Source organism: Nocardiopsis sp. FIRDI 009 (genome assembly GCF_003386285.1).
GTDB lineage: Bacteria > Actinomycetota > Actinomycetes > Streptosporangiales > Streptosporangiaceae > Nocardiopsis.
In genome coordinates this window covers 1-25065 of the sequence record NZ_QPNC01000016.1, presented here as the reverse complement: position 1 = coordinate 25065, position 25065 = coordinate 1, and the positions used below count along the sequence as shown (strand labels likewise).

General features: G+C 69.3%; 35 protein-coding genes. 17 read left to right on the top strand and 18 right to left on the bottom strand.

All coding sequences use genetic code 11. From position 1 onward, the window contains the following. The first annotated feature begins 276 nt into the window (after positions 1-276). The gene (locus DVR05_RS13950; RefSeq protein ID WP_116246311.1) at positions 277-939 is read left to right on the top strand and encodes a class II aldolase/adducin family protein; all 663 of its coding nucleotides are present in this window, start codon (positions 277-279) and stop codon (positions 937-939) included. 3 nt (positions 940-942) lie between these two features. Here DVR05_RS13950 and DVR05_RS13945 read toward each other — a convergent pair whose 3' ends face one another. The 6 genes from DVR05_RS13945 to DVR05_RS13920 all read right to left on the bottom strand — a co-directional run bounded on the left by DVR05_RS13945 (position 943) and on the right by DVR05_RS13920 (position 4450). After that, complete coding sequence (locus DVR05_RS13945) at positions 943-1344, bottom strand: type II toxin-antitoxin system VapC family toxin (RefSeq protein WP_116246310.1); 402 nt, start codon at positions 1342-1344, stop codon at positions 943-945. After that, positions 1329-1586 carry a type II toxin-antitoxin system Phd/YefM family antitoxin gene (locus DVR05_RS13940; RefSeq protein WP_116246309.1) on the bottom strand — a complete coding sequence of 86 codons (258 nt, stop codon included), beginning with the start codon at positions 1584-1586 and terminating at the stop codon, positions 1329-1331. The genes DVR05_RS13945 and DVR05_RS13940 overlap by 16 nt, the downstream gene beginning before the upstream one ends. A gap of 142 nt (positions 1587-1728) precedes the next feature. After that, a complete protein-coding gene (locus tag DVR05_RS13935) occupies positions 1729-2304 on the bottom strand; it encodes a hypothetical protein (RefSeq protein WP_116246308.1) in 576 nt (191 codons plus the stop codon). A gap of 34 nt (positions 2305-2338) precedes the next feature. After that, complete coding sequence (locus DVR05_RS13930) at positions 2339-2632, bottom strand: helix-turn-helix transcriptional regulator (RefSeq protein WP_198659180.1); 294 nt, start codon at positions 2630-2632, stop codon at positions 2339-2341. After that, the gene (locus tag DVR05_RS13925) at positions 2622-3476 is read right to left on the bottom strand and encodes an ABC transporter permease (protein ID WP_116246307.1); all 855 of its coding nucleotides are present in this window, start codon (positions 3474-3476) and stop codon (positions 2622-2624) included. Before DVR05_RS13925 ends, DVR05_RS13930 begins: the two co-directional genes overlap by 11 nt. Continuing rightward, positions 3473-4450 carry an ABC transporter ATP-binding protein gene (locus DVR05_RS13920; RefSeq protein WP_116246306.1) on the bottom strand — a complete coding sequence of 326 codons (978 nt, stop codon included), beginning with the start codon at positions 4448-4450 and terminating at the stop codon, positions 3473-3475. Before DVR05_RS13920 ends, DVR05_RS13925 begins: the two co-directional genes overlap by 4 nt. A 218-nt stretch (positions 4451-4668) precedes the next feature. On the opposite strand from DVR05_RS13920, the gene DVR05_RS13915 reads away from it, so the two are divergent. Further along, positions 4669-5082, top strand: a complete 414-nt coding sequence (locus DVR05_RS13915; protein WP_116246305.1) for a VOC family protein — start codon at positions 4669-4671, stop codon at positions 5080-5082. 14 nt (positions 5083-5096) lie between these two features. On the opposite strand, the gene DVR05_RS13910 is transcribed toward DVR05_RS13915, so the two are convergent. Beyond that, a complete protein-coding gene (locus DVR05_RS13910; RefSeq protein ID WP_116246304.1) occupies positions 5097-5885 on the bottom strand; it encodes an alpha/beta fold hydrolase in 789 nt (262 codons plus the stop codon). A gap of 173 nt (positions 5886-6058) precedes the next feature. Here DVR05_RS13910 and DVR05_RS13905 point away from each other — a divergent pair, with 173 nt between their 5' ends. Then, entirely contained in the window at positions 6059-6589 is a 531-nt protein-coding gene (locus tag DVR05_RS13905) for a DinB family protein (protein ID WP_198659179.1), read from the top strand. 41 nt (positions 6590-6630) lie between these two features. Here DVR05_RS13905 and DVR05_RS13900 read toward each other — a convergent pair whose 3' ends face one another. Next, positions 6631-6987 (bottom strand): CrcB family protein, encoded by a 357-nt coding sequence (locus tag DVR05_RS13900; protein WP_116246303.1) that lies wholly within the window; start codon positions 6985-6987, stop codon positions 6631-6633. After that, entirely contained in the window at positions 6984-7523 is a 540-nt protein-coding gene (locus tag DVR05_RS13895) for a CrcB family protein (protein ID WP_232832136.1), read from the bottom strand. The genes DVR05_RS13900 and DVR05_RS13895 overlap by 4 nt, the downstream gene beginning before the upstream one ends. Before the next feature lie 137 nt (positions 7524-7660). Between DVR05_RS13895 and DVR05_RS13890 the strand changes: the two genes are divergently transcribed. The 4 genes from DVR05_RS13890 (at position 7661) to DVR05_RS13875 (ending at position 9396) form a co-directional block, all read left to right on the top strand. Next, a complete protein-coding gene (locus DVR05_RS13890) occupies positions 7661-7882 on the top strand; it encodes a type II toxin-antitoxin system VapB family antitoxin (RefSeq protein WP_116246301.1) in 222 nt (73 codons plus the stop codon). Then, positions 7879-8292: a PIN domain-containing protein gene (locus tag DVR05_RS13885; RefSeq protein ID WP_116246300.1), complete on the top strand. Its 414-nt coding sequence runs from the start codon at positions 7879-7881 to the stop codon at positions 8290-8292. The genes DVR05_RS13890 and DVR05_RS13885 overlap by 4 nt, the downstream gene beginning before the upstream one ends. Positions 8293-8572: 280 nt before the next feature. Beyond that, positions 8573-8878, top strand: coding sequence for a prevent-host-death family protein (locus DVR05_RS13880; RefSeq protein ID WP_073704950.1), 306 nt, complete (start codon positions 8573-8575; stop codon positions 8876-8878). Continuing rightward, on the top strand, positions 8878-9396 hold the full coding sequence (locus DVR05_RS13875; RefSeq protein WP_116246299.1) for a type II toxin-antitoxin system RelE/ParE family toxin: 519 nt from the start codon (positions 8878-8880) through the stop codon (positions 9394-9396). The genes DVR05_RS13880 and DVR05_RS13875 overlap by 1 nt, the downstream gene beginning before the upstream one ends. A gap of 334 nt (positions 9397-9730) precedes the next feature. On the opposite strand, the gene DVR05_RS13870 is transcribed toward DVR05_RS13875, so the two are convergent. Beyond that, positions 9731-10909 carry a helix-turn-helix domain-containing protein gene (locus DVR05_RS13870; RefSeq protein ID WP_116246298.1) on the bottom strand — a complete coding sequence of 393 codons (1179 nt, stop codon included), beginning with the start codon at positions 10907-10909 and terminating at the stop codon, positions 9731-9733. A 303-nt stretch (positions 10910-11212) separates the two neighbouring features. Here DVR05_RS13870 and DVR05_RS13865 point away from each other — a divergent pair, with 303 nt between their 5' ends. Beyond that, entirely contained in the window at positions 11213-11476 is a 264-nt protein-coding gene (locus DVR05_RS13865) for a hypothetical protein (RefSeq protein ID WP_116246297.1), read from the top strand. Here the strand turns inward: DVR05_RS13865 and DVR05_RS27920 are convergent. Next, positions 11434-11661 carry a winged helix-turn-helix domain-containing protein gene (locus DVR05_RS27920; RefSeq protein ID WP_116246296.1) on the bottom strand — a complete coding sequence of 76 codons (228 nt, stop codon included), beginning with the start codon at positions 11659-11661 and terminating at the stop codon, positions 11434-11436. The two genes, DVR05_RS13865 and DVR05_RS27920, sit on opposite strands and share 43 nt — an antisense overlap. A 156-nt stretch (positions 11662-11817) precedes the next feature. Here DVR05_RS27920 and DVR05_RS13855 point away from each other — a divergent pair, with 156 nt between their 5' ends. Further along, positions 11818-12126, top strand: coding sequence for a hypothetical protein (locus tag DVR05_RS13855; protein ID WP_116246295.1), 309 nt, complete (start codon positions 11818-11820; stop codon positions 12124-12126). Then, entirely contained in the window at positions 12123-12425 is a 303-nt protein-coding gene (locus DVR05_RS13850; protein WP_232832135.1) for a hypothetical protein, read from the top strand. The genes DVR05_RS13855 and DVR05_RS13850 overlap by 4 nt, the downstream gene beginning before the upstream one ends. An 826-nt stretch (positions 12426-13251) precedes the next feature. On the opposite strand, the gene DVR05_RS13845 is transcribed toward DVR05_RS13850, so the two are convergent. Further along, positions 13252-14445: a hypothetical protein gene (locus DVR05_RS13845; RefSeq protein WP_116246294.1), complete on the bottom strand. Its 1194-nt coding sequence runs from the start codon at positions 14443-14445 to the stop codon at positions 13252-13254. 77 nt (positions 14446-14522) lie between these two features. Between DVR05_RS13845 and DVR05_RS27405 the strand changes: the two genes are divergently transcribed. Then, complete coding sequence (locus DVR05_RS27405) at positions 14523-14744, top strand: tyrosine-type recombinase/integrase (protein WP_116246293.1); 222 nt, start codon at positions 14523-14525, stop codon at positions 14742-14744. Positions 14745-15143: 399 nt separating this feature from the next. After that, positions 15144-15932: an SURF1 family protein gene (locus DVR05_RS13835; protein WP_116246292.1), complete on the top strand. Its 789-nt coding sequence runs from the start codon at positions 15144-15146 to the stop codon at positions 15930-15932. Here DVR05_RS13835 and DVR05_RS13830 read toward each other — a convergent pair. Beyond that, on the bottom strand, positions 15908-16312 hold the full coding sequence (locus DVR05_RS13830; protein ID WP_198659178.1) for a DUF3817 domain-containing protein: 405 nt from the start codon (positions 16310-16312) through the stop codon (positions 15908-15910). The two genes, DVR05_RS13835 and DVR05_RS13830, sit on opposite strands and share 25 nt — an antisense overlap. A 127-nt stretch (positions 16313-16439) precedes the next feature. Next, complete coding sequence (locus tag DVR05_RS13825; protein WP_116246291.1) at positions 16440-18038, bottom strand: glycosyltransferase; 1599 nt, start codon at positions 18036-18038, stop codon at positions 16440-16442. 1014 nt (positions 18039-19052) lie between these two features. Between DVR05_RS13825 and DVR05_RS13820 the strand changes: the two genes are divergently transcribed. Beyond that, positions 19053-19766, top strand: a complete 714-nt coding sequence (locus tag DVR05_RS13820; protein WP_116246290.1) for a PIG-L deacetylase family protein — start codon at positions 19053-19055, stop codon at positions 19764-19766. Positions 19767-19921: 155 nt separating this feature from the next. Beyond that, positions 19922-20905, top strand: coding sequence for an NAD(P)-dependent oxidoreductase (locus tag DVR05_RS13815; RefSeq protein WP_116246289.1), 984 nt, complete (start codon positions 19922-19924; stop codon positions 20903-20905). Positions 20906-21023: 118 nt separating this feature from the next. Here the strand turns inward: DVR05_RS13815 and DVR05_RS13810 are convergent, their stop codons facing one another. Next, entirely contained in the window at positions 21024-21398 is a 375-nt protein-coding gene (locus DVR05_RS13810; RefSeq protein ID WP_369974535.1) for a DUF202 domain-containing protein, read from the bottom strand. Next, entirely contained in the window at positions 21395-21742 is a 348-nt protein-coding gene (locus tag DVR05_RS13805; protein WP_116246287.1) for a DUF202 domain-containing protein, read from the bottom strand. The genes DVR05_RS13810 and DVR05_RS13805 overlap by 4 nt, the downstream gene beginning before the upstream one ends. A gap of 285 nt (positions 21743-22027) precedes the next feature. On the opposite strand from DVR05_RS13805, the gene trxA reads away from it, so the two are divergent. The 3 genes from trxA to DVR05_RS13790 all read left to right on the top strand — a co-directional run bounded on the left by trxA (position 22028) and on the right by DVR05_RS13790 (position 24519). Continuing rightward, positions 22028-22429, top strand: coding sequence for a thioredoxin (gene trxA, locus DVR05_RS13800; RefSeq protein ID WP_116246286.1), 402 nt, complete (start codon positions 22028-22030; stop codon positions 22427-22429). A gap of 343 nt (positions 22430-22772) precedes the next feature. Next, the gene (pstB, locus tag DVR05_RS13795; RefSeq protein WP_116246285.1) at positions 22773-23645 is read left to right on the top strand and encodes a phosphate ABC transporter ATP-binding protein PstB; all 873 of its coding nucleotides are present in this window, start codon (positions 22773-22775) and stop codon (positions 23643-23645) included. Between the two features lie 49 nt (positions 23646-23694). Further along, complete coding sequence (locus DVR05_RS13790; protein WP_116246284.1) at positions 23695-24519, top strand: response regulator transcription factor; 825 nt, start codon at positions 23695-23697, stop codon at positions 24517-24519. On the opposite strand, the gene DVR05_RS27025 is transcribed toward DVR05_RS13790, so the two are convergent. Next, positions 24516-24677, bottom strand: a complete 162-nt coding sequence (locus tag DVR05_RS27025) for a hypothetical protein (RefSeq protein ID WP_198659177.1) — start codon at positions 24675-24677, stop codon at positions 24516-24518. The genes DVR05_RS13790 and DVR05_RS27025 overlap by 4 nt on opposite strands. Positions 24678-24762: 85 nt before the next feature. Next, positions 24763-24993 carry a hypothetical protein gene (locus tag DVR05_RS13785; protein ID WP_116246283.1) on the bottom strand — a complete coding sequence of 77 codons (231 nt, stop codon included), beginning with the start codon at positions 24991-24993 and terminating at the stop codon, positions 24763-24765. Positions 24994-25065: the final 72 nt, after the last annotated feature.

The following is a 25065-nucleotide window of genomic DNA, read 5'->3' as shown; positions in this document are numbered from 1 at the left end:
CATAGGACACTTACGTCACAAAACTCCCACAAACCGCTTCTGGTCAGCAAAAACACAGACGTCAGAAGCCGTGACCCGTGGTGAGCATCACGCATCGACAGTGTCCACAGGTACTCGGCGCGGACGGGTCGCTACGCAGCGAACACGCCCGGGTGGGGAATACCTGGGAGAGAGTTTGACGTACATTTAGGTGTACCTCAGTGGTTTCGTCCGGCTCCGGGCGTCCACGTCAAGACCGCCCCAGGACCCGCCAGAGCGCGCGTCGAGGATGCCCACATGCTGCTAGAACAGGAACGCCGGGACGTTTGTCTGACCGCCCGTAGCCTCGCCTCCGCCGTCGGCTGCGCCCCCGGAGAGTCGGCGACCGTCAGCGTCCGCAGCGGGGACCTCGTGGTGGTCACGCCGCACGGGGTCGCCCCCGACCAGCTCCAGCCCGCCGACTGCCCGGTGATGTCCCTGGACGACCGCGTCCTGGAGGGGCGCCGCGACCCCGCCGCCGAGACCACCCTGCACATGGCCGTGCACCGTCGGGCCGCCGAGCACGGGCGCGACGCCACCGCCGTGGTGAACGCCTTCACCGCCGACACCGTCGCCGTCTCCTCCGCCCTGGCCGAGCTGCCCCCGGTGCACCACCGGGCCGCCGCCCTGGGCGGGGCGATCGCCGTGACGCCCTACACGACCTACGGCACCGGGGAGATCTCCGACCAGGCGGTCAAGGCGCTCAAGGGGCGCGACGCCGCCCTCCTCGCCAACCACGGCGGGGTGGCGTTGGGGCGCGGCCTGGAGCACGCGCTGGAGAACCTGCGGCTGCTCGACTGGCTGTGCGCCGCCTACCTCAGGGCCCGCCAGCTCGGCGAGCCCCGGGTGCTGTCCGAGGACGAGCTGGCCCGCATCCGCCAGCGCGACACCTACGGCTGGGCGGGCCCGGACATCTTCTAGCTCCTACTCGAGCCCCACCGCCAGGACGCCGGGCAGGTCACCGAAGCGTGCCTTGGCGTCGCGACTCACGATGGTCCGACCCGTCTGCGCCGCGTGCGCGGCGATCATGAGGTCGTGCTTCCCACGAGGTGTACCACTGCGTCCGGTGTAGGCGATCAGAGCCGCGTGGTGTGCGGCCGTCGCCTCTGTGTACTCCAGGACCTCCACGTTGTCGAGGATGGCCGCCAGCGCCCTGGAACGTTCGGCTGCCCGCGCGGCGGTGCCCGCCACCTCGATACCGACTCGGAACTCAGCCACCGTCAGCGCGGCGATCGACAGTTCGTCCTCGTGGAACATCGAGCGGTCGATCGTGCCCCGCTCGTAGGAGATCAGGACATTGGTGTCCAGGATCAGGCGTCGACCCACGGGTCGGCCTCCTCATCCGTGAGAAGGTCCAGCGCCCCGTCGATGTCCTTCTCGAACTCGTCGTCAAGCGGCGCGATGCCTTCCAGGGCCGCGTGCAGGTCCGCACCGGTGCGGCGACGAGCTGGGCCGATCTCCGCGATGGGAACCCGCCCCCGGGTGATGATGACCCGGTCACCGGCCTCGATGGCGTCCAGGAGATCCGAGAACTTTCTCGCGGCCTCGGTCGCGGTGATCGTACGCATACACAACATGATATCTGACTATCAGATTTTCTCTGGTTCCCGCAGGCGAACGGAAGAACTCAGTCGTCCGAGCTGCTGGCCCGGGTCCGCCGGCGGGACGCCTACGGCTGGCCGGGCTCGGACGTCTTCTGGTCCGCCCGGCTCACCCCCGGAGCGGCTCGTCCTCGTCGTCGAGGATCTCGTCGGGCTGCGTCCACGCCAGGTAGACGGAGGGCGCCGACGTGTGCACCATGACGATGAGCCACAGAAGCGGCCACGTCAGCTCTCCGGGGAAGGACACCGCGTCGTAGCTGAACACGTTCGGCACCATGACCAGGAGAAGCGCGGTGACCAGAACCGCCGCCGTGACGTGGTGGCCGATGCGGGTGGAGCGGTCGCGCTCGATCCGCTGGCGCTCGTCCAGGTGCTGGTAGCTCATCGACAGGCGCGTGGCCATGCCGAGCTGCGTGACCAACCAGACGAACACGATCATCAGCACGACGACCGTCAGGGCGACGGCCAGCCCGCCGCGGCCGGAGTCCTGGGACTGCCACCCCAGCAGCACCGTCCCGCCCAGGATCAGCGCCCCGACCAGGAGGACGGCGGCGCGCCTCCGGGACCGGGAGGCCCAGCGGGCGCGGACCTTCGGGTTCTCGCTGTGGTATCGGGTCACGTCGTCGATGTCGCGCTTGATCTGCGAGGGACGGAACTCGTCGATGAACCTGCTGACGGCACTCACGGTGTGCCCCTTTCCGGGGAGAGGTGGGATCTGGTCACTGGCCCAGGCGCGGGAAGGGTTCGGTGGAGAAGACCACCTCGACCGGCACCTCGAAGTAGCGCGCGATGCGCAGGGCCAGGTGGAGACTGGGGCTGTACTCGCCCCGTTCCAGGTAGCCGACGGTCTGGTAGTGGACGCCGAGGGCGTCGGCCAGCTGTCGGCGGGACACGTTGCGCTCCGCGCGCAGCATCGCGATGCGGTTGTAGATCGTCTCGCCGCCGCCGGACCCCGACCGGCCCCTGCGACCGCTCCCGCCACCGGCCTTCGTCGTCGCCTTCTCAGAGGACACGTCGCATCGCCTTCTCCCTCGCCGCCTGCACCCGCGACCCCGACTCCCGCCGGGCCATCCGCCGCAGCACGCGCAGCGCCACCAGCGACCCGACCACCGCCCAGGCCGCCAGGACCGCCGCCACCACCGGCAGCTGCCAGGACCCGGCCAGTTCGAGGGCCGCGTAGTCGGCGGGCAGGGTCCCGGCGCGCACTCCGAGTCCCAGCCAGTACACCGGCGTCACCCGGGCCGCGGTGAGCACCCAGTCGGGCAGGAGCTCCAACGGGAACAGGACGCCGGAGAGCATCACCAGGGCCATGATCGGGATCATCATCAGTCCCACGGCGCGGGGGTTGCTGATGAGGGCGCCGAGAACCGCGCCGATCGGGGCGACGGCCAGCAGACCCAGCGCGCACACCCAGACGAGTGTGACGGCCCCGACCCACCCCCGCGGGCCGAACCCCTCCACGACGAACAGACCCGGCACCACGATGATCGCCATCGCGACGGCGGACATGGACAACAGGTGGACCGCCTTGGCCACGCCGTACCCGAGCATCCCGTGCGGCAGCGCCTTGGCCCGCAGGAACGTGCCGTCCTCACGCTCGGCCGCCAGGACCTGGGCCACGGCCAGCGTCCCCAGCATGAGCAGCATGAGGACCAGACCTCCGCTGTAGGTCACCGCTCCGTAGTTGGTGGCGGCGCCGTCGACCTCCTCTCCGGCGAGGAAGAAACCGAGGACGACGAAAAGGACGGGCATGTAGAGGTAGCCGAACAGGTCCGTCGGGTTGGTGAAGGTCCCCCGGAACTCCAGGAGGCCGCGGGCTGCCCCCGCGCGGACCGCGTTGCTTCTGGCGTTGGTCACCGGATCCCCTTCGCGAACTCGTGGGCGGCCTCGTCCGCGTCGCCGGACTCGTGGCGGCGGACCAGTTCCATGTAGACGTCCTCCAGGGAGGCCCTGCTGACCCGCAGGTCGGTCAGGTCCTCACCGTGTTCCGCGTACAGTTCGGCGACGTGGCGCGCCGGGCTGTCGGTGGTGTGCACCTGGCGCCGACCGTCGACGCTCCAGGAGACCTCGCTGTCCCGCTCCACCAGGGCGGACAACTGTTCGACGCTGCCGTCGGCGACGATGGCGCCGCCCGCCAGGACCAGGATCCGGTCGGCCAGCTTCTCCGCCTCGTCCAGGTCGTGGGTGGTCAGCAGGACGGTGGTGTCGTCGCTGTCGACGATGTCGTGTACGAGGTCGTGGAAGTCGCGGCGGGCCCGGGGGTCGAACCCCGCGGTGGGCTCGTCCAGGAAGAGGACCTCCGGTCGGCCGACGAGGCCGATCGCCACGTCCAGGCGGCGCCGCTGCCCGCCGGACAGCTTGTTGATCCGCTGGTCCGCGTGCTCGGCGAGGCCGACCCGCGCCAGCAGATCGTCGGTGTCGTGGGGGCGGACGCGCCCGGGGGTGGAGTAGGGGGCGTAGAAGCGGCCGAAGTGGTGGAGGAGGTCGCGCACCCGCCAGCGGCCGTGGTCGCGCCAGGACTGCAGGACCACCCCGAGTCCGGCGCGCCAGTCCTCCCCGCCGTGTTCGGGGTCGGCCCCCAGGACCTCGACGTCGCCCGCGGAGCGCTTCCGGAACCCCTCCAGGATCTCGACGGTCGTGGTCTTGCCGGCGCCGTTCGGCCCCAGCAGAGCGACCACCTCGCCCCGGCGGGCGGTGAAGTCGACCCCCCGCAGAACCTCGGCGCTCCCGTAGTTCATCCGCAGGCCGCGGGCCCGGATCACGGTGTCGCCCGCGGCGCCGGTCGCCTGCGCCTCCGCCCTGGACGTCCGCGTGGTCGGCGTAGACGTCATACCACTCCCCCACTTCGTCACTTTTCTGCTGCCATTGATAGTACATGTACTACATTCCGAGGCAGAACGACAACGAGTGGCCGGGAGCGGCCACGGACACAACGGCACACGAACCAGGCCATGACGTCGTGGAACGCGGGTACGGATACTCGGTGATCGACCGCCCCGGCCCGCCACGACGCCCGGCGGGCCGCGGACAGTGACCGGCAGGAGGCCCCATGCGCTGCACCTACATCAGGCTCCTCGTCAACGACTACGAGGCCTGCTTCCGCTTCTACTCCGACGTGCTGAAACTCCCCGTACTGCGAGGGGACATGGGCAGTCGGTACGCGGAGTTCGACGCGGGGTCCGCCACCCGTCTGGCGATCAACCAGCGCGAGGTCATGGCGGAGGCGCTGGAGACCGACATGGCCGACCCCGAACTCCCCCACCAGGACCGGTTCGCCGTGGTCTTCGAGGTGGACGACGTCGACGCGACCGCGGCCCAGCTGGTCGCGGACGGGGCCCGGCTGGTGCGCGAGCCGAGGGACTGGACGGCGTGGGGCATCCGCGCGGCGCACTTCCGCGACCCGGACGGCTACCTGCTGGAGATCAACCGCCCGCTGATCCCGGCCGACGACACCACCGCGTGACCGTCACCCCGGAGTCAGACCACGCTTCCGGGGCGCCAGCGGGTCAGGTGCTCGGTGACCAACTCGTTGACCTGCTCGGCGCGCTCCACCCCCACCAGGTGCGCGGCGCCGGGGACCACCTCGAAACGGGCGTCGACGATCCCGTCCGCCAGCCTGCGCCCGTGCCCGGGCGGCAGCAGCGGGTCGTGGGCGCCCGCCACCACGAGGGTCGGCGCCCGCACCGCGGCCACCAGGTTGCGCTGGTCCATGACGGCGACGGCGTCGCAGACGGAGGCGAAGGCTCCGGGGTCGAGCCGACCGAAGTCCTCGGCGAACCGCTCGACGTCCTCCGGGCGGTCGTCGAGCATGTCGGGGGTGAACCACGGCAGCGTGACCTCGTCGGCCACCGCCGCCAGGCCGCTGGCGCGGACCTTGGCGGCGATCCGGTCCCAGCGGTGCGACGGGGGCGTACGCGGCGCCGCGGCCAGCAGCGCGAGCCGGTCGAGGGTGCGCGGGGAGTTGGCGGCGATCCACACGAGCAGTGACGAGCCGAACCCGGCCCCGACCGCCGAGACCCGGGAGAACCCGCGTTCCTCCAGTACGCGCAGGACGTCGAGCGCCATGTCAGCGATCGTGTACGGACCCTCCGGCGCCGGGGAGAACCCGTGCCCGCGGTGGTTGATCCGCAGGACCTGGTGGTCGCGGGTCAAGGCGGGCAACTGGGCGTCCCACACCGACATCGTCGTGCCGAAGGGCGGCACGAGCAGGACCACGGGCGCGTCTCTGGGGCCGTCGAGTCGGTACTGGAGTGGGATGAGGGCCATGAAACCTCCGGGTCGCCAGAGGCCCAGGTTATCGGGAGAGCTTCCGCGGGTTCCAGGGACGAGTGCACCGCCCGGACGAACCCGGAATGACGGCGAGTACGGGACAGAATCTGACCTACATGCTCCCTAACGTGGTGACCGATCACGGAGGACGACTTCGGGAAACGGTGGTCATGATGGGAACACGGGTCCAGAACACGACGGTCGACGTCGAGCGCGCCGCGCTGCTGAGGACGTTGGAGGAGATGCGCGGGAACGTCCGGTACACGGTCGGGAACCTGACCGACGAACAGGCCGGCGAGCGCACGACCATCAGTGAGCTGTGCCTCGGCGGAGTGGTCAAGCACCTGGCCAGGGGGGAGCGCGGCTGGATCCGGTTCATTCTGGACGGCGACCCGGGGATCGACTACACGGACCCGGCGGTCACGGCCGAACACCTGGCCAGCTTCCGCATGGAGGAGGGCGAGACCCTCGCCGACCTGCTGGCCGAGTACGAGGAGGTGGCCGAGGAGACCGCGCGGATCGTCAACGCGCTGCCGGACCTGGAGATCAGCCAGAAGCTCCCGGCCGCGCCCTGGTGGCCGGAGGGCGCCTCCTGGAGCGCCCGTGACGTCCTGCTGCACATCATCGCGGAGACCGCCCAACACGCCGGACACGCCGACATCATCCGCGAGGCGATCGACGGCCAGAAGACCATGGGCTGACCGGCCCGCCCCGCCGGGGCGGGACGGTTCACGTGCGGTGGTCAGAGCGCGGTGGCGAAGGCCGCGCCGATGTAGGCCGCGCCCAGCCCGGCGCCCACAGACGCCGCCGCGTTGGCCAGGGCGAGGAACCAGGTCCGCCGCTCCATGAGGCGCAGGGTCTCGTAACCGAAGGTCGAGTAGGTGGACAGCGCGCCCAGGAAACCGGTCGCGACCAGCGCGTACGCCCACTCGGGCAGGACGAGCACGCTGACGAAGCCCAGGAGGAGACAGGCGGTCGCGTTCGCCGCGTGGGTCCCCCAGGGGAAGACCGAGTCGTGGCGGACCTGCACGAACCGGTCGGTGAGGTAACGCAGGGGGGCGCCGATCGCGCCGCCGAGGGCGACCATGAGCAGGGTCATCGTCCCCCCTCCACCGACCGGAGGGCGCGTGTGACCCGGGTGGTCAGTGTGACGCCGACCCACGCCGCCGCCAGCCCGCCCGCCAGGTTGGCCCCGAGGAAGAGCAGGGTGAGCCCGGCCCGCCCCGCCTCCAACAGGTCGTGGGCGTTGAGGATGTGCGTGGAGAAGGTGGTGAAACCGCCGAGGAATCCGACCCCGAGCAGCGGGCGCAGCAGCACCAGGCGCGGCCAGACGTCGACGACGAGCACCATGAGCACGCCGATGAGCAGGCAGCCGACGACGTTGGCGAGCAGCGTGGCGGTGGCGAACCCGCCCGGGGCGTGCGGGAGCGCGGTGTCGACGCCGTAACGGGAGGCGGAGCCGAGCGCGCCCCCGAGGGAGATGGCCGCGAGGACCGCCCAGGGCGCGTCGGGCAGTTCGCGGCGCTGCCGCGGGAAGTGGACGTCGACGTCCGGGTCGACGGGAAGCTCCCCGTCCCCACGCTGCATGGCCGCCCCCTCACGTCCTTCGCCGGGCACGGCGATCGTACCTGCCACGGCTCCGTCCCCGCGGCGGCCACGGGGACGGACACGGTGCGTCGCGGGAGACCTCCCGGGAAATCGACCGGCTCCTGACCATGATCATGTACAGAGGATATGATGTCTCTGTACATGATCATGATCAGGAGGACACCGTGAGCCTGACCCAGATCGACATCGATGACGAGGCCCTGCGCGAGGCCATGAGACTCTCCGGCTCCCAGACGAAGAAGGAGACCGTCAATCTCGCGCTCAGAGAGTACGCCGCACGGCACAGGCGCATCGCCGCGCTCGAACACTTCGCGAAACTCTCCCGGGAGTGGGACTACGAGGGCTGGGCGAAACTGCGCGCCGAGGAGAAGGGGTCGAGGGAGTGATCCGGTACCTGATCGACTCGTCCGCCCTGTGGCGTGTACTCCGGGAGAGGAAACACCGGGAGGCGTGGAGTGACGTCATCCACGAGGGGGCGGTGGGCTCATGCTGCGTCCAACGCACCGAGTTCCGCAGGTCGGCCCGCGATCTCGACGAGTACGAGCAGTTCAACGGGATGTTCGAGATCCTGTACCCGAGCGTTCCCGTCCCCAAGAGCGCCTGGCAGTGGGTGGAGTCGGCGCAGTACCGGCTGTTGCGCGGAGGCGCGCATCGAGCGTTGTCCTCTGTGGACCTCCTCATCTGCGCCACCGCGGCCCACCACGGACTGGTCGTCCTCCACGACGACAACGACTTCGCGACGGCCGCCCGCCACCTCACCGACCTTCGTGAGCGGTCGGTCCAGAACACCCCCTGACCCACGGCGCCCCCGCCGAACAGCGGAGACGCCCCCGACACAAGAGCGGCGAGGGTCGCCTCCGCATCCCGTGTGAGTAGGGGAACGGGAAGCATCCGGATACCACCAGGCGCAGGTGGGGACGGGTAGCGGAACTCCCCAGCCACATCCGGAGGCATCCCGGGACACCCCGAAACTCGGACGGCAGTATCACGACGGGTATCAGCGGCGGGGCGTCTGAACCGTTCCTGGCACAGGCGCACCCGTCGCCAATCTGTATAGTTTTCTATACAGTTGAGGTATGGCGATTCTTGAGCACACCCAGGAGATCAGCGTCACCGATGCGGCCAGACGTGGCGTCGCGGGTATCGTCCACGACGCGGAACAGGGCACCGAGGTCATCGTGACCCGTCGGCACGAGCCGGTCGCGGCCGTGGTCGCGTTCGCCCGACTCGCGGAACTGGAGCAGGCGGAAGCGGATCTGAGGGATCTCGCCCTGGTCATGGCCCGGGAACTCACGGACAGTGGACGACGGACCTCCATGGACGACGTACTGGCCGCCTTCGGGCACAGCCGTGCCTCACTCGAAGAACTCCCCGAGGACTGATGGCCGAGATCACCTTCACCGACGCCGCCCTCGACGATCTGCGGCGACTCGGCCCGGACGCTGTGCCCAAGGTCCTCAAGAAGGTCCTTCTCCTGGAGGAGAACCCAGAGGCCGGATACCCCCTGGGCGGCGAACTCACGGGGTTTCGCAAACTGGTCGTCGGACGCAACACCTGGCGTGTCGTGTACCGCGTCACCGACGAGAAACGTGTGGAGATCTGCGAGGTCTGGGCCGTCGGAGCGCGAGCGGACGCCCAGGTCTACGCCGAGGCCTCCCGGAGAGTCCGGGCAGCTTCGAAGGACACCCCCACCGCCCAGAAGCTCGCGGCCGTCATCGAGCACCTCGGCAAACCAGCGGAGAAGGTGGCGCATGAATCGCCCCCCGCGAGAGAACCCGTCCCGGACTGGTTGGCCGAACGTCTGATTCACACCGTCGGCATGCCCCCGGAGGAGGTGGCCTCCCTCGGTCTGGAACAGGCCGTGGACCTCTGGGCCGACTTCCGCTCACGACCACACTGACCCCCCACTCCGCCCTCGGTGTCCGAACGCGTATCAGCGGCGCGGAACGCCCCGGGAACGACACCGGGGGCGCCCCCGCCGAACAGCGGAGACGCCCCCGACACAAGAGCGGCGAGGGTCGCCTCCGCATCCCGTGTGAGCAGGGGAACGGGAAGCATCCGGATACCACCAGACGCAGGTGGGGACGGGTAGCGGAACCCCCGGCCACATCCGGAGGCACCCCGGGACACCCCGATACTCGGACGGCAGTATCACGGGAAGTATCACGACGGGTATCAGCGACGGGGCATCTGAGCTGGCAATCAGCTCGGGCGCCCCGCCGTCGTCTGTGCCCCTACCGCAGGGCGTCGACCAGGTCCCGACCGACGCGCGGAGCGCGCTTGGTGACCGTGGAGGCGACGCCCCGGAGTTCGTCGACCGCGTAGGCGTTGACCGCCAGCGCGTCGCCCGCTGTGTCAGTGGCGATGTCGGCCGCCGCGTCGAGATCACCGGCGACCGCGTGTGCGGTGGCCAGACAGGCGCGGTACCACGCGCGGTCGCGCCGGTAGTGCTCCGGGAGCCCGTCGAGCGCGCGCGACAACATGTCCACGGCACGCTCACCGTTACCCAGGTCGAGTTCGACCATGCCGCGCTGGGCGAGGAACCAGGTGTCGCCGTAGAAGTACATCCAGTCCGGTTCGTCTTCGGGGTGCTCGGAGGCGTTCCGGATGAGCGTCTCGGCTTCGTCGAGCGACCGGCGCGCCGCGTCCGGCTCGACCAACAGGGCGTGCCCGCGCGCCTGCATCTGCGCGGCCATACCGGCGATTCCCGGCGTGGTGCGGCCGTCATGCCAACGTGCGGCCTCGCCCAACCGAACACAGCCGGGTCCGTCACCGACGCTCCACGCGATGTGCGCCTTCATGGAGAGGGTCGTCGCCGCCATGTTCGCGTCGGCCGCTTCCATCGCCCAGCCGTGCGCCCGGTCGTACCACGCGAGCGCGGACGCCTTGTCGCCCTGGTCGTTGCACAGCCACGCCATGAACTGCCCGTACTGCGCGGCGAGCGACACCAGTCGATCGCGGACGTCTGGGCGAGCCTCACGGCCCAGCTCGGTCACCGTGGACAACTGCGCGCGGACCACGCCGACGACGGGGCCGCTGCCGAGCGTGTCCTCCGCGCGCCGATGCTCGGCGAGACACCTCTCCAGCCACGTGACCGCGTGCGCGTCGACGCGCCGAGGCTGCTCCACGACGGACGTCATCCGTTCGTAGAGGTCGCGGTCAGGCGCCAACGAAGGCAGTGGCAGGGACGGGACGGGCATACGCGGTTCGGGGACGCTGGCGAGTTTCGCGAGTGTGCCGCCCGCGTCCACCAGGTCGTCGAGGGCTGCGGCCAGTTGGGGAGAAGGAGCCTGCTTCCCGCCCAGCACACGAACGAGGTAACCGTGGTCGTAGTTGGTGGCGCGCGCCGCTCCCCGGATGGACAGGCCACGGTCGCGGAGAGCTTCCCGAGCGCGCTGGGAGAAGTCGGTCATGGGGGCGCTCCATGTCACTGGTGACCGGTGACTCTCAGGGTAGTCACCACTGGTCGCCTACCGCTGGTGGACAACCGACGCCGAGCATGGGGGCATGGCATCCACGAACCCCCGCGACGGGGACGCCGAGCCGCCCGTACCCGAACGCAACCGCCGAGCGCGCACACTGGCGGAGCTTGCGCGCCTGACACAGCCCCGAGCGCGTCCGGTCCCACCCGCACGCCCGACACCCCGGGTACCGCTCCCCCGACGTGGCACACGAACCATCGCGCCGATGCGCGACCGCACCGGAACGGACGACTCATGACACGTGACTCGCTGGATGATCTGCTCCCGGAATCAGACACCGAGGTCCACGCGGACGACCTCTTCGACGACGTGTCGAGCCTGCTCCGGGACACCCCTGAGAGCAGGGCGACGAAGGCGGAGCTTCGCGCGCATCTGGAGAGGGCCGACGTGGCGTTCCAGGCGTTGCACGAGTGGCTCATGGCGTGTAACCCCCTGCCCGACCCGTGGCGCCGGTTCTACGTGCCGCGCACGAACGAACCGAGTCCAGGCTCCGTGTAGGTCAGTCCCCGGTTCCTGAGCCCGCTCAGAGCTTTCTGGGCAGTCGCGGAAGCCACTTTGAACTCGTCCTGAATCCGCATCACGGACGGGACCCGCTCCCCAGCGGCATACTCCCCACTGCGGATGCGTCGTTCCAGTTCATCGGCTATCTGCGTCCATCTCGGGACGCCCTCTTGCCACTGCATACGAGCACGCTAGGCATGCCAGACCACACCAAGCAATGCAGGCATGCCTAGCGTGCTATAGCTGAGCTGGGCTATTGTCACTTCCCAAGCATGAAGCGACCCGGCGGAGGTGCGAACTCCCCGGGTCCGGACACCGCTTTAGGGAGCGATGCCGACATGAAGATTACCGCCCTGATCAGCGCGTTCGCGCGAACGATCCTCCACACCCTCTGGCCTCCGCACACCGGACGTCGCGTCAAGCGGAAGGCATCTCGTGTCCGTCCCTACGCACCGCTTCCGCAGGTGGTCGCCCTGACGCCCGCACCCTCCACGCGTGTCTCCCTCGTCGACGTGGCCGCACTGGAACCCCAAGCCGACATGGTGCGCGGGTACTACCGGGCGCACGAGCGGAGGCGGGAACTCGACCGCGCGGACCAGTCCCACCTGGACAGTACGGTCTTCTCCGACATGGCGGTACCAGCGTGAGTGACACGAGCGCCGAACCGCCGGGACCCACCGCCGACCAACTCGCCGTGATCGAGTGGGCGAAAACCGTCGACTCCGTCCTACCGGACGGCTTCGCAACGACTGTCGCCGTGCTGCGGTCCCGCTACGGGCACAAATACGTCATCCGACGCAACGGGCGCCTGTGGGTGGCGACAGACGTCGACCCCGACACGGAGACCGCGCCGACGATCATCGAAGAGACGTTGACCCGCTTCGTGGCCGCACTGGAGAACCCGGGACCACGCGCAGGCAACCCGTTCAACCACCAAACCGAATAAGTGCACGCGCGCCGGACCCTTCGCGGGGGCAGGGTTCCGGCGCGCCTCGCGCGCGTGCGCGCGAGGAAAGGGGGTCGACCGGTCGATCCCCTGAGGAAACTTGTGATCTATATCACCCAATGACTTTGCAACAACTTCGCACTCATGGACATTTCACCCCGAACAACGACTAAATTTGGCGAAATTTAGCTACACCTTCGCATAACTTCGCCCGACCATAATGTCCATAACTGACCCCTGACGCAGTTCAAATCTTCCTCACGATCCCGCGTGAGCCTCATATGGGGGTAGCCTGATCGCGTCCTCGAACACAGAGCCCCGACTGATTGGCGACCTCGTGCGGCCGCCGATGGTCGCCGGGAGCCATTGGCTTCATCAGCCATCCCGGCCACGAAGGGAGCACTATGGGTCCGAGGAAAGATGACGGCTGGTGGCACCCACCCACACTGTGGAAGTGCTTCGAGCTGCTGGTTCGCCTGCTAGAGGACTGGCTGAGCGAATAGCCCGACCCCTGACCTGGGTCAGGAGCCGGCACCGGGTGGTGAGGTCTGTCTTGGCCTAGCGGTGCACTTCAGACCTTGCCACTCATCTCCACATCAATCCTACTAACTCCAACTTGCTCCAACGTTGCAACTCAGCGACTCCAACTATCTCCAAAGTCCAACAAACTTCTCCAACATTGGAGCCCGATGGAGTTACATCATGACGATACATCTTTCTGGACGTACAGAAACCCAATAACGTAGGTACAGGACCAGGAGATCTCCATCAATCTCCACTTCCGGATGGTGCAAAGCACTCAATCAACCCCATGTCTCCCACTCACTCACGCTGGTCTACACAGGTAGCAGTCCGACAAACCAGTTGACGACCAGTGCGGTCGACCACATGAGCGACACGGGGTCTTGGGCCGTTCAACGACCGTGTCACCAGAGACATCCCGTATGACACCGTCCGCACTGTCCGCCCCGCTCCCGCCACTACGTCGCGCCTGGTCAACAGCACCACGTACAACGGACAGCGTCTCTTCATGCTCGTCCACCCCATCAGCACCACTGTCCGGTCGGGCGGCTCCCGGTCCACCGTCCAAACAAAACCGCTGGTCACCGCTGCCCGTGGACAGTTCGGACGAAGCGGACGGCGGACCGCCGCTGTTCTCTGCCTTCAGCACGTACAGCCGGGCGCGCTTGCGATCAGTGCCGCGCTGGGTGTCGTCGAAGCTGATCCCCAACGTGCGGAACACCGGGGCGAGACGCTTGAGCTGGCTACCCGCCTGCGGATTGCCCTTCGGCCAGCGCCCCGGACGCGGTTCGGGGACCGGGGGCGCGGCCAACAGGTCACCGACGGTTCCGTGCCACTGCCCCTGCCGCTCCACGTAGTCGACCACCGCGCGCCCGAACGGCTCCCCGTCGAGTAGATCAGCGGCAACCGTGTCGGCGGCGCTCGTGTACGTGTCCAGGGTCGACCACCCGCGCACCTGGTCGACCGCTCCGAGCACGCGGGCGAAGTCAGCCATGCGGGGCAGCTCGGGCAGACTCAAGGTCGGCAACACGGCCAGGACCTCGCACAGTAGGTCAAGCAACGCGCCGAGGATAACGGGTCTCGCCTCTTCATAGGCGCGCTTCACGTCGGTGTCGGGGCACCGTCGGTCCCGAGCAATCGGCTGGAGCTCGACCGTCAGCAGGCGCTCGGACAGGTCACCGGCGAGGGTCCCTGTGTCAATACTCGTCATGGCGAGTGCTCGACGGAAGCTGATCACCGTCACGTCGTCGTCGCTGTACAGCGCGCGGTCGACCAGGCCATCACCGGTAACCGCCTTGCACAGTGTGTCGGAGAGCCATGGCGCGATCGTGGAGACATTGTCCAGACAGATCACCCACGACGCGGACGCGGTGACCGCCCACTGCTTGACGTCGCGTGGCATGGACCGCAGCGGCGCTGGCGACGGATCGACCAGGTTGACCGCCATGGTGGCCGCTGTGGACTTCCCCGTTCCCTGCCCTCCCTTGAAGGTCAGCACCGGATGCGGGATGTCCGGAATCAGGGCGGCAATCAGCCATCCGATCCGAGGTCCGGTGTTGCGGGAAGCAGTTGGCGATGCAGGGGCTCGACGAGACCCCTCCGGAGATCAGGCTTCACGACCTTCGGCACACCTGCGCGACGTTGCTGCTCGGAATGGGTGTCAACCCCAAGATCGTCTCCGAGCGGTTGGGACACGCCGACGTCCAGACGACTCTGGGGACCTACACGCACGCGCTGCCAGCGCTCCAGAGGGACGCGGCCGACCGGTTCGCGGCGCTGGTGGCAGGCGGGGGATGATCGTGGCCGCGAAGTATCAGGGAAGTATCACGGAGCCCTTTGAGGGCGGCTGCGGGGTCGACGCTAAGCGTCTGACATGCTGCGATGCCACCGACACAAGAGCGGCGAGGGTCGCCTCCGCATCCCCCCTCAAAGTACGGAGACGACCCTCGCTCTGGGAAGCGGCCTGCGACTCCTCCCCCCTGGAGTCGCGGCCTGGAAGGTCTGTCCGCGGATGCGATCCTGTCGTTCCGCGTTGATAGAGACACTACCCACCCCACCCTCGAATAACAACCCTCAGTCACTGGAAACTACTTAAAGTGATCGCCATTCTCCGGCCCCCTCGCGACCAAGTCGACGTGGCCTGTGTCAATCCGGGGTCATGACCGTCCCCCCGAGGAGCGCGCATAGCCTGGTCGGGTGAGAACACTGCTCAGTCCCCGCTGGATCGGCCTGCACCTCCTCCTCGTGCTGGTCGTCGTCGTGTGCTCAGCCGGGACGTACTGGCAGGCCCTCCGGTCCGTCGAACCCGACCGCGAGGTCATCACCAACCCCGCCGAGGACCTCGACGACGCCACCCCCCTCGACGACCTCGTCGAACCCGGCGCCTACCTGCACCCGGACCTGTACGCCAACACCGCCGTCGAGGTGAGCGGCCGCTACGACGCCGACGCCCAGCTCCTGGTCCCCCGGGCCCTGGACGGCGTCCGCGGGTACGACGTCATCCTCCCCCTCGTCACCGACGACGGCGCCGCCGTCACCGTCAACCGCGGCTGGACCGAGGACGGGTCCGACGTCCCCGACGCCCCCGACGGCCGGGTCACCGTCACCGGCTGGATCCTCCCGCCCGACGCCGCGCCCGACGGCATCGTCCCCGTCGACACCCCCGACGGCCAGGTCGAGCGCATCGCCTCGGCCGTCCTGGTCAACGAGTGGGACTACCGCCTCTACGAGGGCTACGTCGCCCTCCCCGAGGGCGACCCCGCGACCGCGTCCCTGCGGCCCCTCCCCCCGCCGGAGCCGCCCACCGAGATCACCGTCAACTGGCGCAGCCTCAGCTACGCCGTCCAGTGGGCGATGTTCGGCGTCTCCGCGATCGCCTTCTGGGTCGTCCGCGCCCGCCGGGACGTCGCCGAGGCCCGCTCCCGACGGGAACGGGCCTCTGAGACGGAGGGCGGGACGCCTCAGGCGGTCGGTGCGGGTTCCTGAACCCCCGCCGCCCGGTCCGCGGCGCGTTCGGCCCTGACCAGCCGGTGCTCGACCACGAAGCCCAGCACCGGGATCGTGCCCGCGAGCACCACGCCCAGGGTCCGCCCCGCCCCCCAGCGCCGGTTGAGCGACACCCACAGCACGACCAGCACGTACGCCATGTACACGTAGCCGTGGGGCATCGCGATGAACATCATGAGCGGCGACTCAGGGCCGAACCAGTGCTCCATGCCGCTCGGGGCGGGGATGAGCGCGAGCGCCGAATCCTCCCCCACCAGGTACTTCGCGGGCATGGCCACGAAGGTCAGACCGAGCAGGAACACACCGGTCACGTACGCCAGCACCCGGTACAGCGTGAACGACACGCGTCTGCTGTCCACCGCTACTCCACCTCATCCACAGACTGCCGCCCCGAGGAGGGTCGGGGCCCCTTCCCGAGGCTAGACGCTGTCCGGGACCGCCCCGCGCCGGGGTGGGCGAGGCGGTGGGATCTCACATCGCTCCTGGTCAGGCCCGGTTCGACACGCGCACCGGGCTGCTCCACCGGCCGTCGGAGTCGGCCGTCCACGCCCGGGGGATCATCCGCAGCGCGAGGTAGGCGTCGATCAGGCGCATCGGCAGGAAGAACAGCCCGTACAGCAGGTAGGAGGGGCGCCGCCGGACCGTCGCGAGCACACACGTGAGGGCGTAGTCGGGCACGAACAGTCCCACCGCGATCGCCGCCGGCGGCAGGAACGCGGTCACCGCGGCCACGCCCTCCCCGTAGTAGGGGATGCTCATGACCGGCTCGCCGCCGACCGCGCCCACCAGGACGAACAGGCCCAGCGCCGATGTGAGCAACAGGACGGCGGAAACCAGCACGACCTCCACCAGGTAGGGGGCCAGGAACAGCCAGAACGCGCTGGGCCACACCCCGTGGCGGCGGATCGTCTGCCAGAAGCCCAGCGTCCACCGTCCCACCTGCTTGGCGTAGTCCCGCAGGGTGAACGGGTCCTGGCTGTAGGCGCGGGTGTCGGGCCGCATCGAGATCCGCCCGAGGCGCTTGCGCTGGAGTTCGAAGGTCATGTTGAAGTCCTCGATGACCAGCCCCTTGGGGTTGACCTCGATCTCCCGCAACGCGCTGCTGCGGTACACGCTGGCGAACCCGGGCACGATGAACGCCGTGCTGGAGCGCCGCCAGGTCTGCCCGAACCGCATGAAGTACTGGAGCATGAAGTACAGCCGGTCGCGGTAGGCGGAGATCAGCCGGCCCGCGAACGTGCGCTCGCGCGGCTTCCACTCCGACACGACGAACCCGGCCACGGCCGCCACGTCCGGGTCCCGGAGCTGCCGTTTGGCGCCCTCGACGTACCCGGGGTCCAGTTCGGTGTCGGCGTCCAGGATGAGCACGCCGTCGTAGCGCTCGGTCAGCGCGAACTCCTCGATCACCGCCTCCAGCGCGCCCGCCTTCCCGCGGTTGGTGAGCAGCTCCAGGACGTTGACACCGGTCCTGGCCGCGATGTCGGCGGTGGCGTCCTTGGAGGAGTCCGAGACGACGTACACGTCCCAGCGGTCGAACAGCCTCAACGCCGAGTCGATCGCGCCGCCGATCACCGGTTCCTCGTTGTGCGCCGGGATGATGACGGCGATGCTCACGTCCCGGGGGCCGTCGGCCCCCTCCCCCTCGGCCGGGACGACCGCGCCGCCGGCCGGGGCCACGTCACCCGGCTCGGAGCCGTCCGGGGCGGTCTCGGCGACCTCCCCGCCGGCGGGGTCGGCGGTGGCCGGGCCCGCCCCGACCGCCGCGGTGGCGCCCGGGGCTCCGGCGCCGACGAGGACGCGTTCGCTCGTGGCGCCCGCCGTGACCCCGCCCCGCTTCCGGGCACGGGACCGGCCCCCGGCCACGGCCCGGACCGAGCCCTCCCCCAGCCGGAGCAGCCCTACGACGGTCCACCACAGGAGGTTCGCGCCGAACGCCAGCCACAGGAAGGCGTAGGCGAGTGCGCCTCCCCCGGCCTCCGCGACCGAGGTCGTGGCGAAGTCGAACCAGTAGACAAACAGTGCCGCTGCCAGCGCGAGGGCGACCAACCCCGCCAGCAGACCTCCGATGAAACGCACGATACGCACAACCCTGGGACCCTCCGGAAGTCACTGGTTTTCGGACCGACATTAACCGCAAAGTCGGCGTTAGGTTGACGCTCTGCGACTCGGATGGGTTCACCCGGCTTCGCGTCCTATGTAGGCCACGCAAATCGTATACACGGGCTTGCGTGAGGTGGTACCCATTAGAGGATATTTGTGAGAAGACCGGAGCCCGCCCCACTCCGGTTCGTTCGAGGCTGCCCAGAAAACCGGAAAAAGCCGTGAACGGTGACACGACGAGACAGGGAGAACGCCAGGCGTGATCGGCGACCAAACGCCCACCTCGGCCACGCGGGGCCCCGATCCGGGGGAAATCGGAACCGTCTTACCCCAGCCGACCAGCGATGACGCCCCAGGTCCACGCGTTCCGGACACCGGGCCGCGCACCCACGCCCCGCCGCGGACGATCCACGGAGTCGGGGGAATCGGCAGATCAGACCGTTTCCCGATGACGTCCGCGGCAGCGCCGACGGAACGGTTCGAGACACCGTTCCGACAAAACCGAAACCACGTAGTAGACCAAGGGATTCTCCGAGCCCCGAACATCCGAGCACGGCAGGAGAACTCCGTAAAGAACAGCACTCGCGGCACGAACGGCGAAACGGACACCACGAGCCCCCCTCTGAACACATCCGCCACAAAACACCCTCTCGTGGTCGCCACCGACCGGAGTGCGTCCACGTGTTCGCTGGGAAAGGGGGCGCCCCGCGACGCCGGTCACCGGGTCCGAGCGCCCGCGAACACACGGTCCCCTGCCGCCCGGCCCGGACCACCCCTCCGGACCAGCGGACCTCCTCGCCCTCCCGCGCGTTCCAGGCACCCCTGAAGCCCCGACGGTTCCAGGGGTCCCGACAACCCGGAGCCCTGCCCCGCCTCATGACCACCACGGCAACGACCACACACCACACGGGTCCCGCTCCCCCTCCGGCCCCGGACACATCCGTGTCGACCGACCGGAATCCCCCACACGCACCTTTCGCTGAAGGACGGGAAACTGGCATGAAGACAGACTGGTCCCAGGAGCGCATCCTGGTCCTCGCACCCCACCCCGACGACGAGACCCTTGGCTGCGGCGGTCTCATGAGCAAGGCCAAGGACGCGGGGGCCGAGGTCTTCGTGCAGTTCATGACGGTCGGGGACACCGCCGACCTGTCCCCTCGGGGCTTCTCCACCGCCGAGGAGCGCTTCGCCGAGATCAAGCAGGTGCGCGACCACTTCCGCTGGGACGACTGGCACATGGCCCTGCCCGGCGACGAGTACCACCTCAAGCTCGACCTCGTGGGCCGGATGCGGCTCGCGCAGGTGATCGAGCACGAGAGCCCGATCTCGATCTCCCGCCTGCGCCCCACGGTCGTGCTCACGCCGCACCACACCAGCTACAACCAGGACCACAGGGCCGTCGCCGAGGCCGCGCACACCGCGCTGCGCCCGTCCAACGCCGCCCTCCGGCACCACCCGCCCCTGGTCCTCGCCTACGAGGAGGCCGCCGACCAGTGGCGGACCGAGCCGGTCGGCCCGCCGACCCTCCTCGTCGAGCTGGACGAGAAGGCCGTGACGGACAAACTCCAGGCCATGTCGGCCTACGGCTCGCAGAGCCACCCCCACCCGCACACCCGCTCCGAGGAGACCCTGCGCGCCTTGGCCGTGCTCCGGGGCATGCAGGCCGGGGTCGCGTTCGCCGAGGGGTTCCACGTCCTGCGCCAGCTCGCCTGAACCGCCGGTCGGCCCGGTGCCACCGGTGACGTCCCCGATCCGTTCCCGGTCTCCTCCCGGCCGCCCCGCGACCCGCCCTCTTCCCGCCGATCCCATGCGACGCACCCACCCCCGTGAAGAACGACAACGCACAACCCCCTCAGTGGAGGTCAACGATGAAGATCCTCGTCACCGGCGGCGCCGGTTTCATCGGCTCGCACCTGTGCGACCACCTGGTCGCGCTCGGACATGACGTCACCGTGCTCGACGACCTGTCGACGGGGTCGGCCGACAACCTGGCGCACGCCGAACGGGCGCCGGGGTTCCGCTTCGTCCACGGCGACATCCTCGACCGGGACCTCGTCGACGCCCTCGTCGCCGAGTCCGAGACCGTCTACCACCTCGCCGCCGCGGTCGGCGTCCATACGATCGTGGACAACCCCCTCCGCTCCCTGAGGACCAACCTGCACGGGACGGAGAACGTGGTGGAGGCCGCCGTGTCCCACCGGGTGCCGTACATGATCGCCTCGACCAGTGAGGTGTACGGCAAGAACGACGCCGACGGCCTCACCGAGGACGACGACCGCGTCTACGGGTCGCCGACCAAGAGCCGGTGGTCCTACGCGGCCGCCAAGGGCCTGGACGAGCTGGTCGCCTACGTCCACGGCGTGGAGTCCGGGGTCCCGTGCGTCATCACGCGGTTCTTCAACGTGGTCGGACCCCGCCAGACGGGCCGCTACGGCATGGTCGTCCCGCGCTTCGTCGGCCAGGCGCTGGGCGGTGAGCCGATCACCGTGTACGGCACGGGCACGCAACGCCGCTGCTTCGGCTCGGTCTTCGACGTCGTCCCCGCGATGACCCGACTGATGGAGACCCCGGAGGCGTACAACCGCGCCGTCAACCTGGGCGGACGGGAGGAGGTGTCGATCAAGGGGCTGGCCGACCGCGTGGTCGAGCTGACCGGCTCCTCCAGCGCGATCACCTACGTCGACTACGAGGACGCCTACGGCGAGGGGTACGAGGACATGCAGCGCCGCTACCCCGACACCTCGCTGGCCCGGCGGTTGATCGGCTTCGAGCCCGCCCGCGACCTCAACGACATCATCCACTCGATCGTCGAGCACCGCCGGTCGGCCCGGTCCGTGCCCGCTCCGGCCTGACGGGGAGCGGACGTCCACGGGCCCCGGCGCGCCCCCGCGCCCGTCGAGGGAGGGAGCACGGCCGCCGGGCGCCCCACACCCGCCCGACCAGGGCATGCGGACACCGGCGGACGACCGCTCAGGCCAGGAGGACCGTCAGCACCAGGACGACGCACACTCCCAGGACACCCGCGCTGAGCAGACCCAGCGCCCACGGGCTGGCCAGGGTCGGCGGGGGGCCTCCGGTGGCGGGGTCGCGCAGGCCGCGCCCGGTCCGCCGCCACCGGTACCACAGGTGCAGGGCGAGGACCGCGCACAGGAGCAGGAGGAGGGTCAGGGTGGCCAGCCGCACGCCCATCGGCGCCTGCGCGACCGCGGTGTCGCCGGGCACCAGGGACCCGCGCAGGTACAGCAGACCCACCACGAACACCAGGATCAGTGTCCGCTGCCAGGACAGGAGGGTGCGCTCGGGTTGCAGGCCCGGGTCCCGGTTGTCGTCGTGGCGGGGGGTCACCACAGGTTGCCCCAGAGGATGACGGCGCACACGGCGAAGACCGCGACCGTGGTCACGATGGGCAGCGCGCTCATCCGCAGGGGTTCGCCCCGGCTCATGATCTTCTGCACGCGGTACCAGCGCAGGGGCGCGTACGCGGTGATGACCCCGGCCAGGACGGTCAGTGTCAGTCCCACGGTGGTGCGCTGGGCCTCGTTCCAGTCGAGCGGGAGCAGGTGCAGGACGGCGACGGCCCCGGCGAGGAGAGCGAGGGCCGTGCGCAGCCAGGCGAGGAAGGTGCGCTCGTTGGCGAGGGTGAAGCGGTAGTCGACCGGGGTGTCCTTCCCGGATGCGTTCGTCCCCATCCGTCCCCCCGTTGACCTTGTTGTTCTCGACTTTCAGGCCACATTTGGCGCCTGGGTCAGGACAATGGGAGCGTGTCCCATGAGCCGACCCTAGCCCCAACGCGCTCATCCTCCCAAACAGGTATGTAACCCGTGTTGAGTCGGAAACCGACAGGTCAGCGGCGTCTCCCGGCGGTGCCGCCGGGACGTGGAACAAACCAGAGGACGCGACCGCTGTAGCACTGGAAGAGGATGGCGGTTGGCCGCAGGTCGACACCAGACGACGATCAGATTTCAGGAGACCACGTGCCCACAGTCGAACTCACCAAGGACAACTTCGCCGACACGCTCCGGGACAACGACCTCGTCCTCATCGACTTCTGGGCCGAGTGGTGCGGTCCCTGCCGCCAGTTCGCCCCGGTCTTCGAGCAGTCCTCGGACAAGCACACCGACATCGTGCACGCCAAGGTGGACACCGAGGACCAGCGCGAGCTCGCCTTCGAGTTCGAGATCCGCTCCATCCCGACGCTGATGGTCGTCCGGGACCGGACCGTCATCTACAACGAGGCGGGGGCGCTCCCGGCCGAGGCCCTGGAGAGCCTGATCACCCAGGCCCGTGAACTGGACATGGACGAGGTCCGCGCGAAGATCGCCGAACAACAGCAGCGGGCCGCGAGCGACGGTGAGGGGTCCGCCAGCCAGGAGTGAGCCTCCCGGCGACCGCCCGCACGGCCGTCCCGGACACCGCGAGCATCGGTGTCCGGGGCGGTTCCGGGCGTCCGTGATCACCCACCCGTTCGTCCGGCGCCCCCGTCCGGTCACCGACGCCGTCACCTCACCCACGGTCACGGACGGTGTCCACGCCCCTTCCGATCGTTCCCGTCGCGTCGGTGACATCCGGAATCATCCGAGTTCACCGCACACGTTCACTTTGGCCACGAGGTTCGTTCACCTCCGCTTCATCCGGACACCTTTGCATGGGTACGACCGCGCTCCGCGGATCCGCCCCCTCATCGACCGCGCAAGCTCCGTCCGACCCGGAAGTGGCCTCATGTCTGTCAGCAACACCGCGACTCCCCGCGGCTCCGAGTCCGGCCGTGGCGTCGCCCCCGACACCGTCCGGTACAACCGGGAGGTTCCCGGACTGGACGAACCCGTCTTCGACGTCAGCGGCCTCTCCATCCACTACGGCTCCAACAAGGCCGTCCGCGACGTGAACATGAAGGTCGGACCGCGTCAGATCACCGCGATGATCGGCCCGTCCGGCTGTGGCAAGAGCACCGTGCTGCGCACCTTCAACCGGATGAACGACCTCATCCCCGAGGCCCGGGTCGAGGGCAGCGTGACCTACCACGGCGAGGACCTGTACGACCCTGCGGTCGACCCGATCGAGGTCCGCCGCCGGATCGGCATGGTCTTCCAGAAGCCGAACCCGTTCCCCAAGTCGATCTACGACAACATCGCCTTCGGCCCCCGCATCATGGGGGTGCGCAGCGGCCTGGACGACGTCGTCGAGGAGTCGCTGACCAAGGCCGCCCTGTGGGACGAGGTCAAGGACAAGCTCAAGGAGAGCGCGTTCGCCCTCTCCGGCGGTCAGCAGCAGCGACTGTGCATCGCGCGGGCGATCGCGGTCAACCCCGAGGTGATCCTGATGGACGAGCCGTGCTCCGCGCTCGACCCCATCGCGACCCTCAAGATCGAGGACCTGATGTACGAACTCGCCGACGAGTTCACCATCGTCATCGTCACCCACAACATGCAGCAGGCGGCGCGGGTGTCGGACCGGACCGCGTTCTTCACCGCCGCCATCGACGACAACGGCGACCGCTTCGGCGGCCTGGTCGAGTACGACGAGACGGCGACGATCTTCAGCAAGCCCTCCGACAAGCGGACCGAGGACTACATCTCCGGACGTTTCGGGTAGGCCACCCGTCCCGAGCCGTCCCCCTCCCCTTCGACGAAGTGGATCGCCCATGCCCGCGTTCACCCCCTCCACCTCCGTCCCGCAGCCCTCGGGCGCTCCGGACGAGGAGGAGCGGGTGGAGCGGGCCGAGCGGGGAGAACACACCGAGCGCGTCGTCGACCGGTCCGAGGGGCCGATCCGCGTCCTGTTGGTGGAGCCGGAGTCGGAGCAGTCGCACCAGCTCGTGCTCTCGCTGAGCGGGCACGACATGGACATCACCGTCTGCGTCGACGGGGCCGAGGCCCTGCTCAGGATCGGCATGATCCGACCGGACACGCTCGTCACCAGCGCGGCTCCCCCCGAGGTGGACCTGGAGACACTCGTGCGCGTGGTGCGGCGCGCGACCGACATCCCCATCCTCATCGGGGTGGGCGCGGGGGACTCCCAACGGGCCCTGAGGGCTCTCACGGCGGGGGCCACCGCCTGTGTGAACCGCCCCTACCGGATCCCCGAGCTCTCCGCCCTGCTGCGCGGATCGCTCCCCGGCGCCGACGCCCCCGCCCCGGCCACCGGAAGCCATCAGCCGACGGCTCTGCGGTCCGGCGCCCTGGAGCTCGACGCGCTGGGCCACCGGCTGTTCGTCGACGGGAACCCGGTCAACCTCGCACTGCGGGAGTTCGGGATCATGGACTTCCTCATGCGGCACAGCGGGCGTGTGGTGAGCCGTGAGGAGCTGTGGACCGAGGTGTGGCACAAGCCCCTACCGCCGGTGAACAACACGATCGCCGTGCACATCAGACGCCTGCGCCACAAGCTCGGGGACTCCGAGTCCCAGCCCCGGTTCATCCACACCGTTCGGGGGATCGGTTACCGCCTGGACACCCTCACGTCCTAGTCGCCCCATTCGACGTCGTCGAAGGGGCCCGGAACCGGCTCGCCCCGGGAACGGAGTTCCTCCTCCCAGGCGATGCGCATCGCCACCCAGCGGCCCTGGACCTCCACCGCCCGCTCCTCCTCGGCCGTCAGCGGCCGGTCGCCGGAGTCCTGACTCATGGTCACCCCTCCATCCGGGCCGCGTCCCGGGGCCGGGTCGACGAGGGATACCCGAGTCCCCGGGGCGCGGCGGTCCTTTCACCGGCTACCGGCCGGGCGCCCCCTCGAAGGGGGAGCGCCACACGATCGGGTGCACCCGCCCGTCCGGCGGGGTCACGCACACCCGGGTGGCCACGCCCCTTGTGGCGCCCCAGATCTCTCCTCCGTCGGTCGTGGCCCCCATCCACCGGATGCGGGTGCCGTGCACCCGCGCCCACAGGCGCAGTTCGGTCATCGAGGCCACCTGGCGGATCTCGCACACCGTCCGCCGCCTCATCGGGCGCCCCCGTTCCTGGGTGGTGGGACCGGCCCGGGTCGGGTGTGGTGGGCGATGACGGTGAACAGTTCG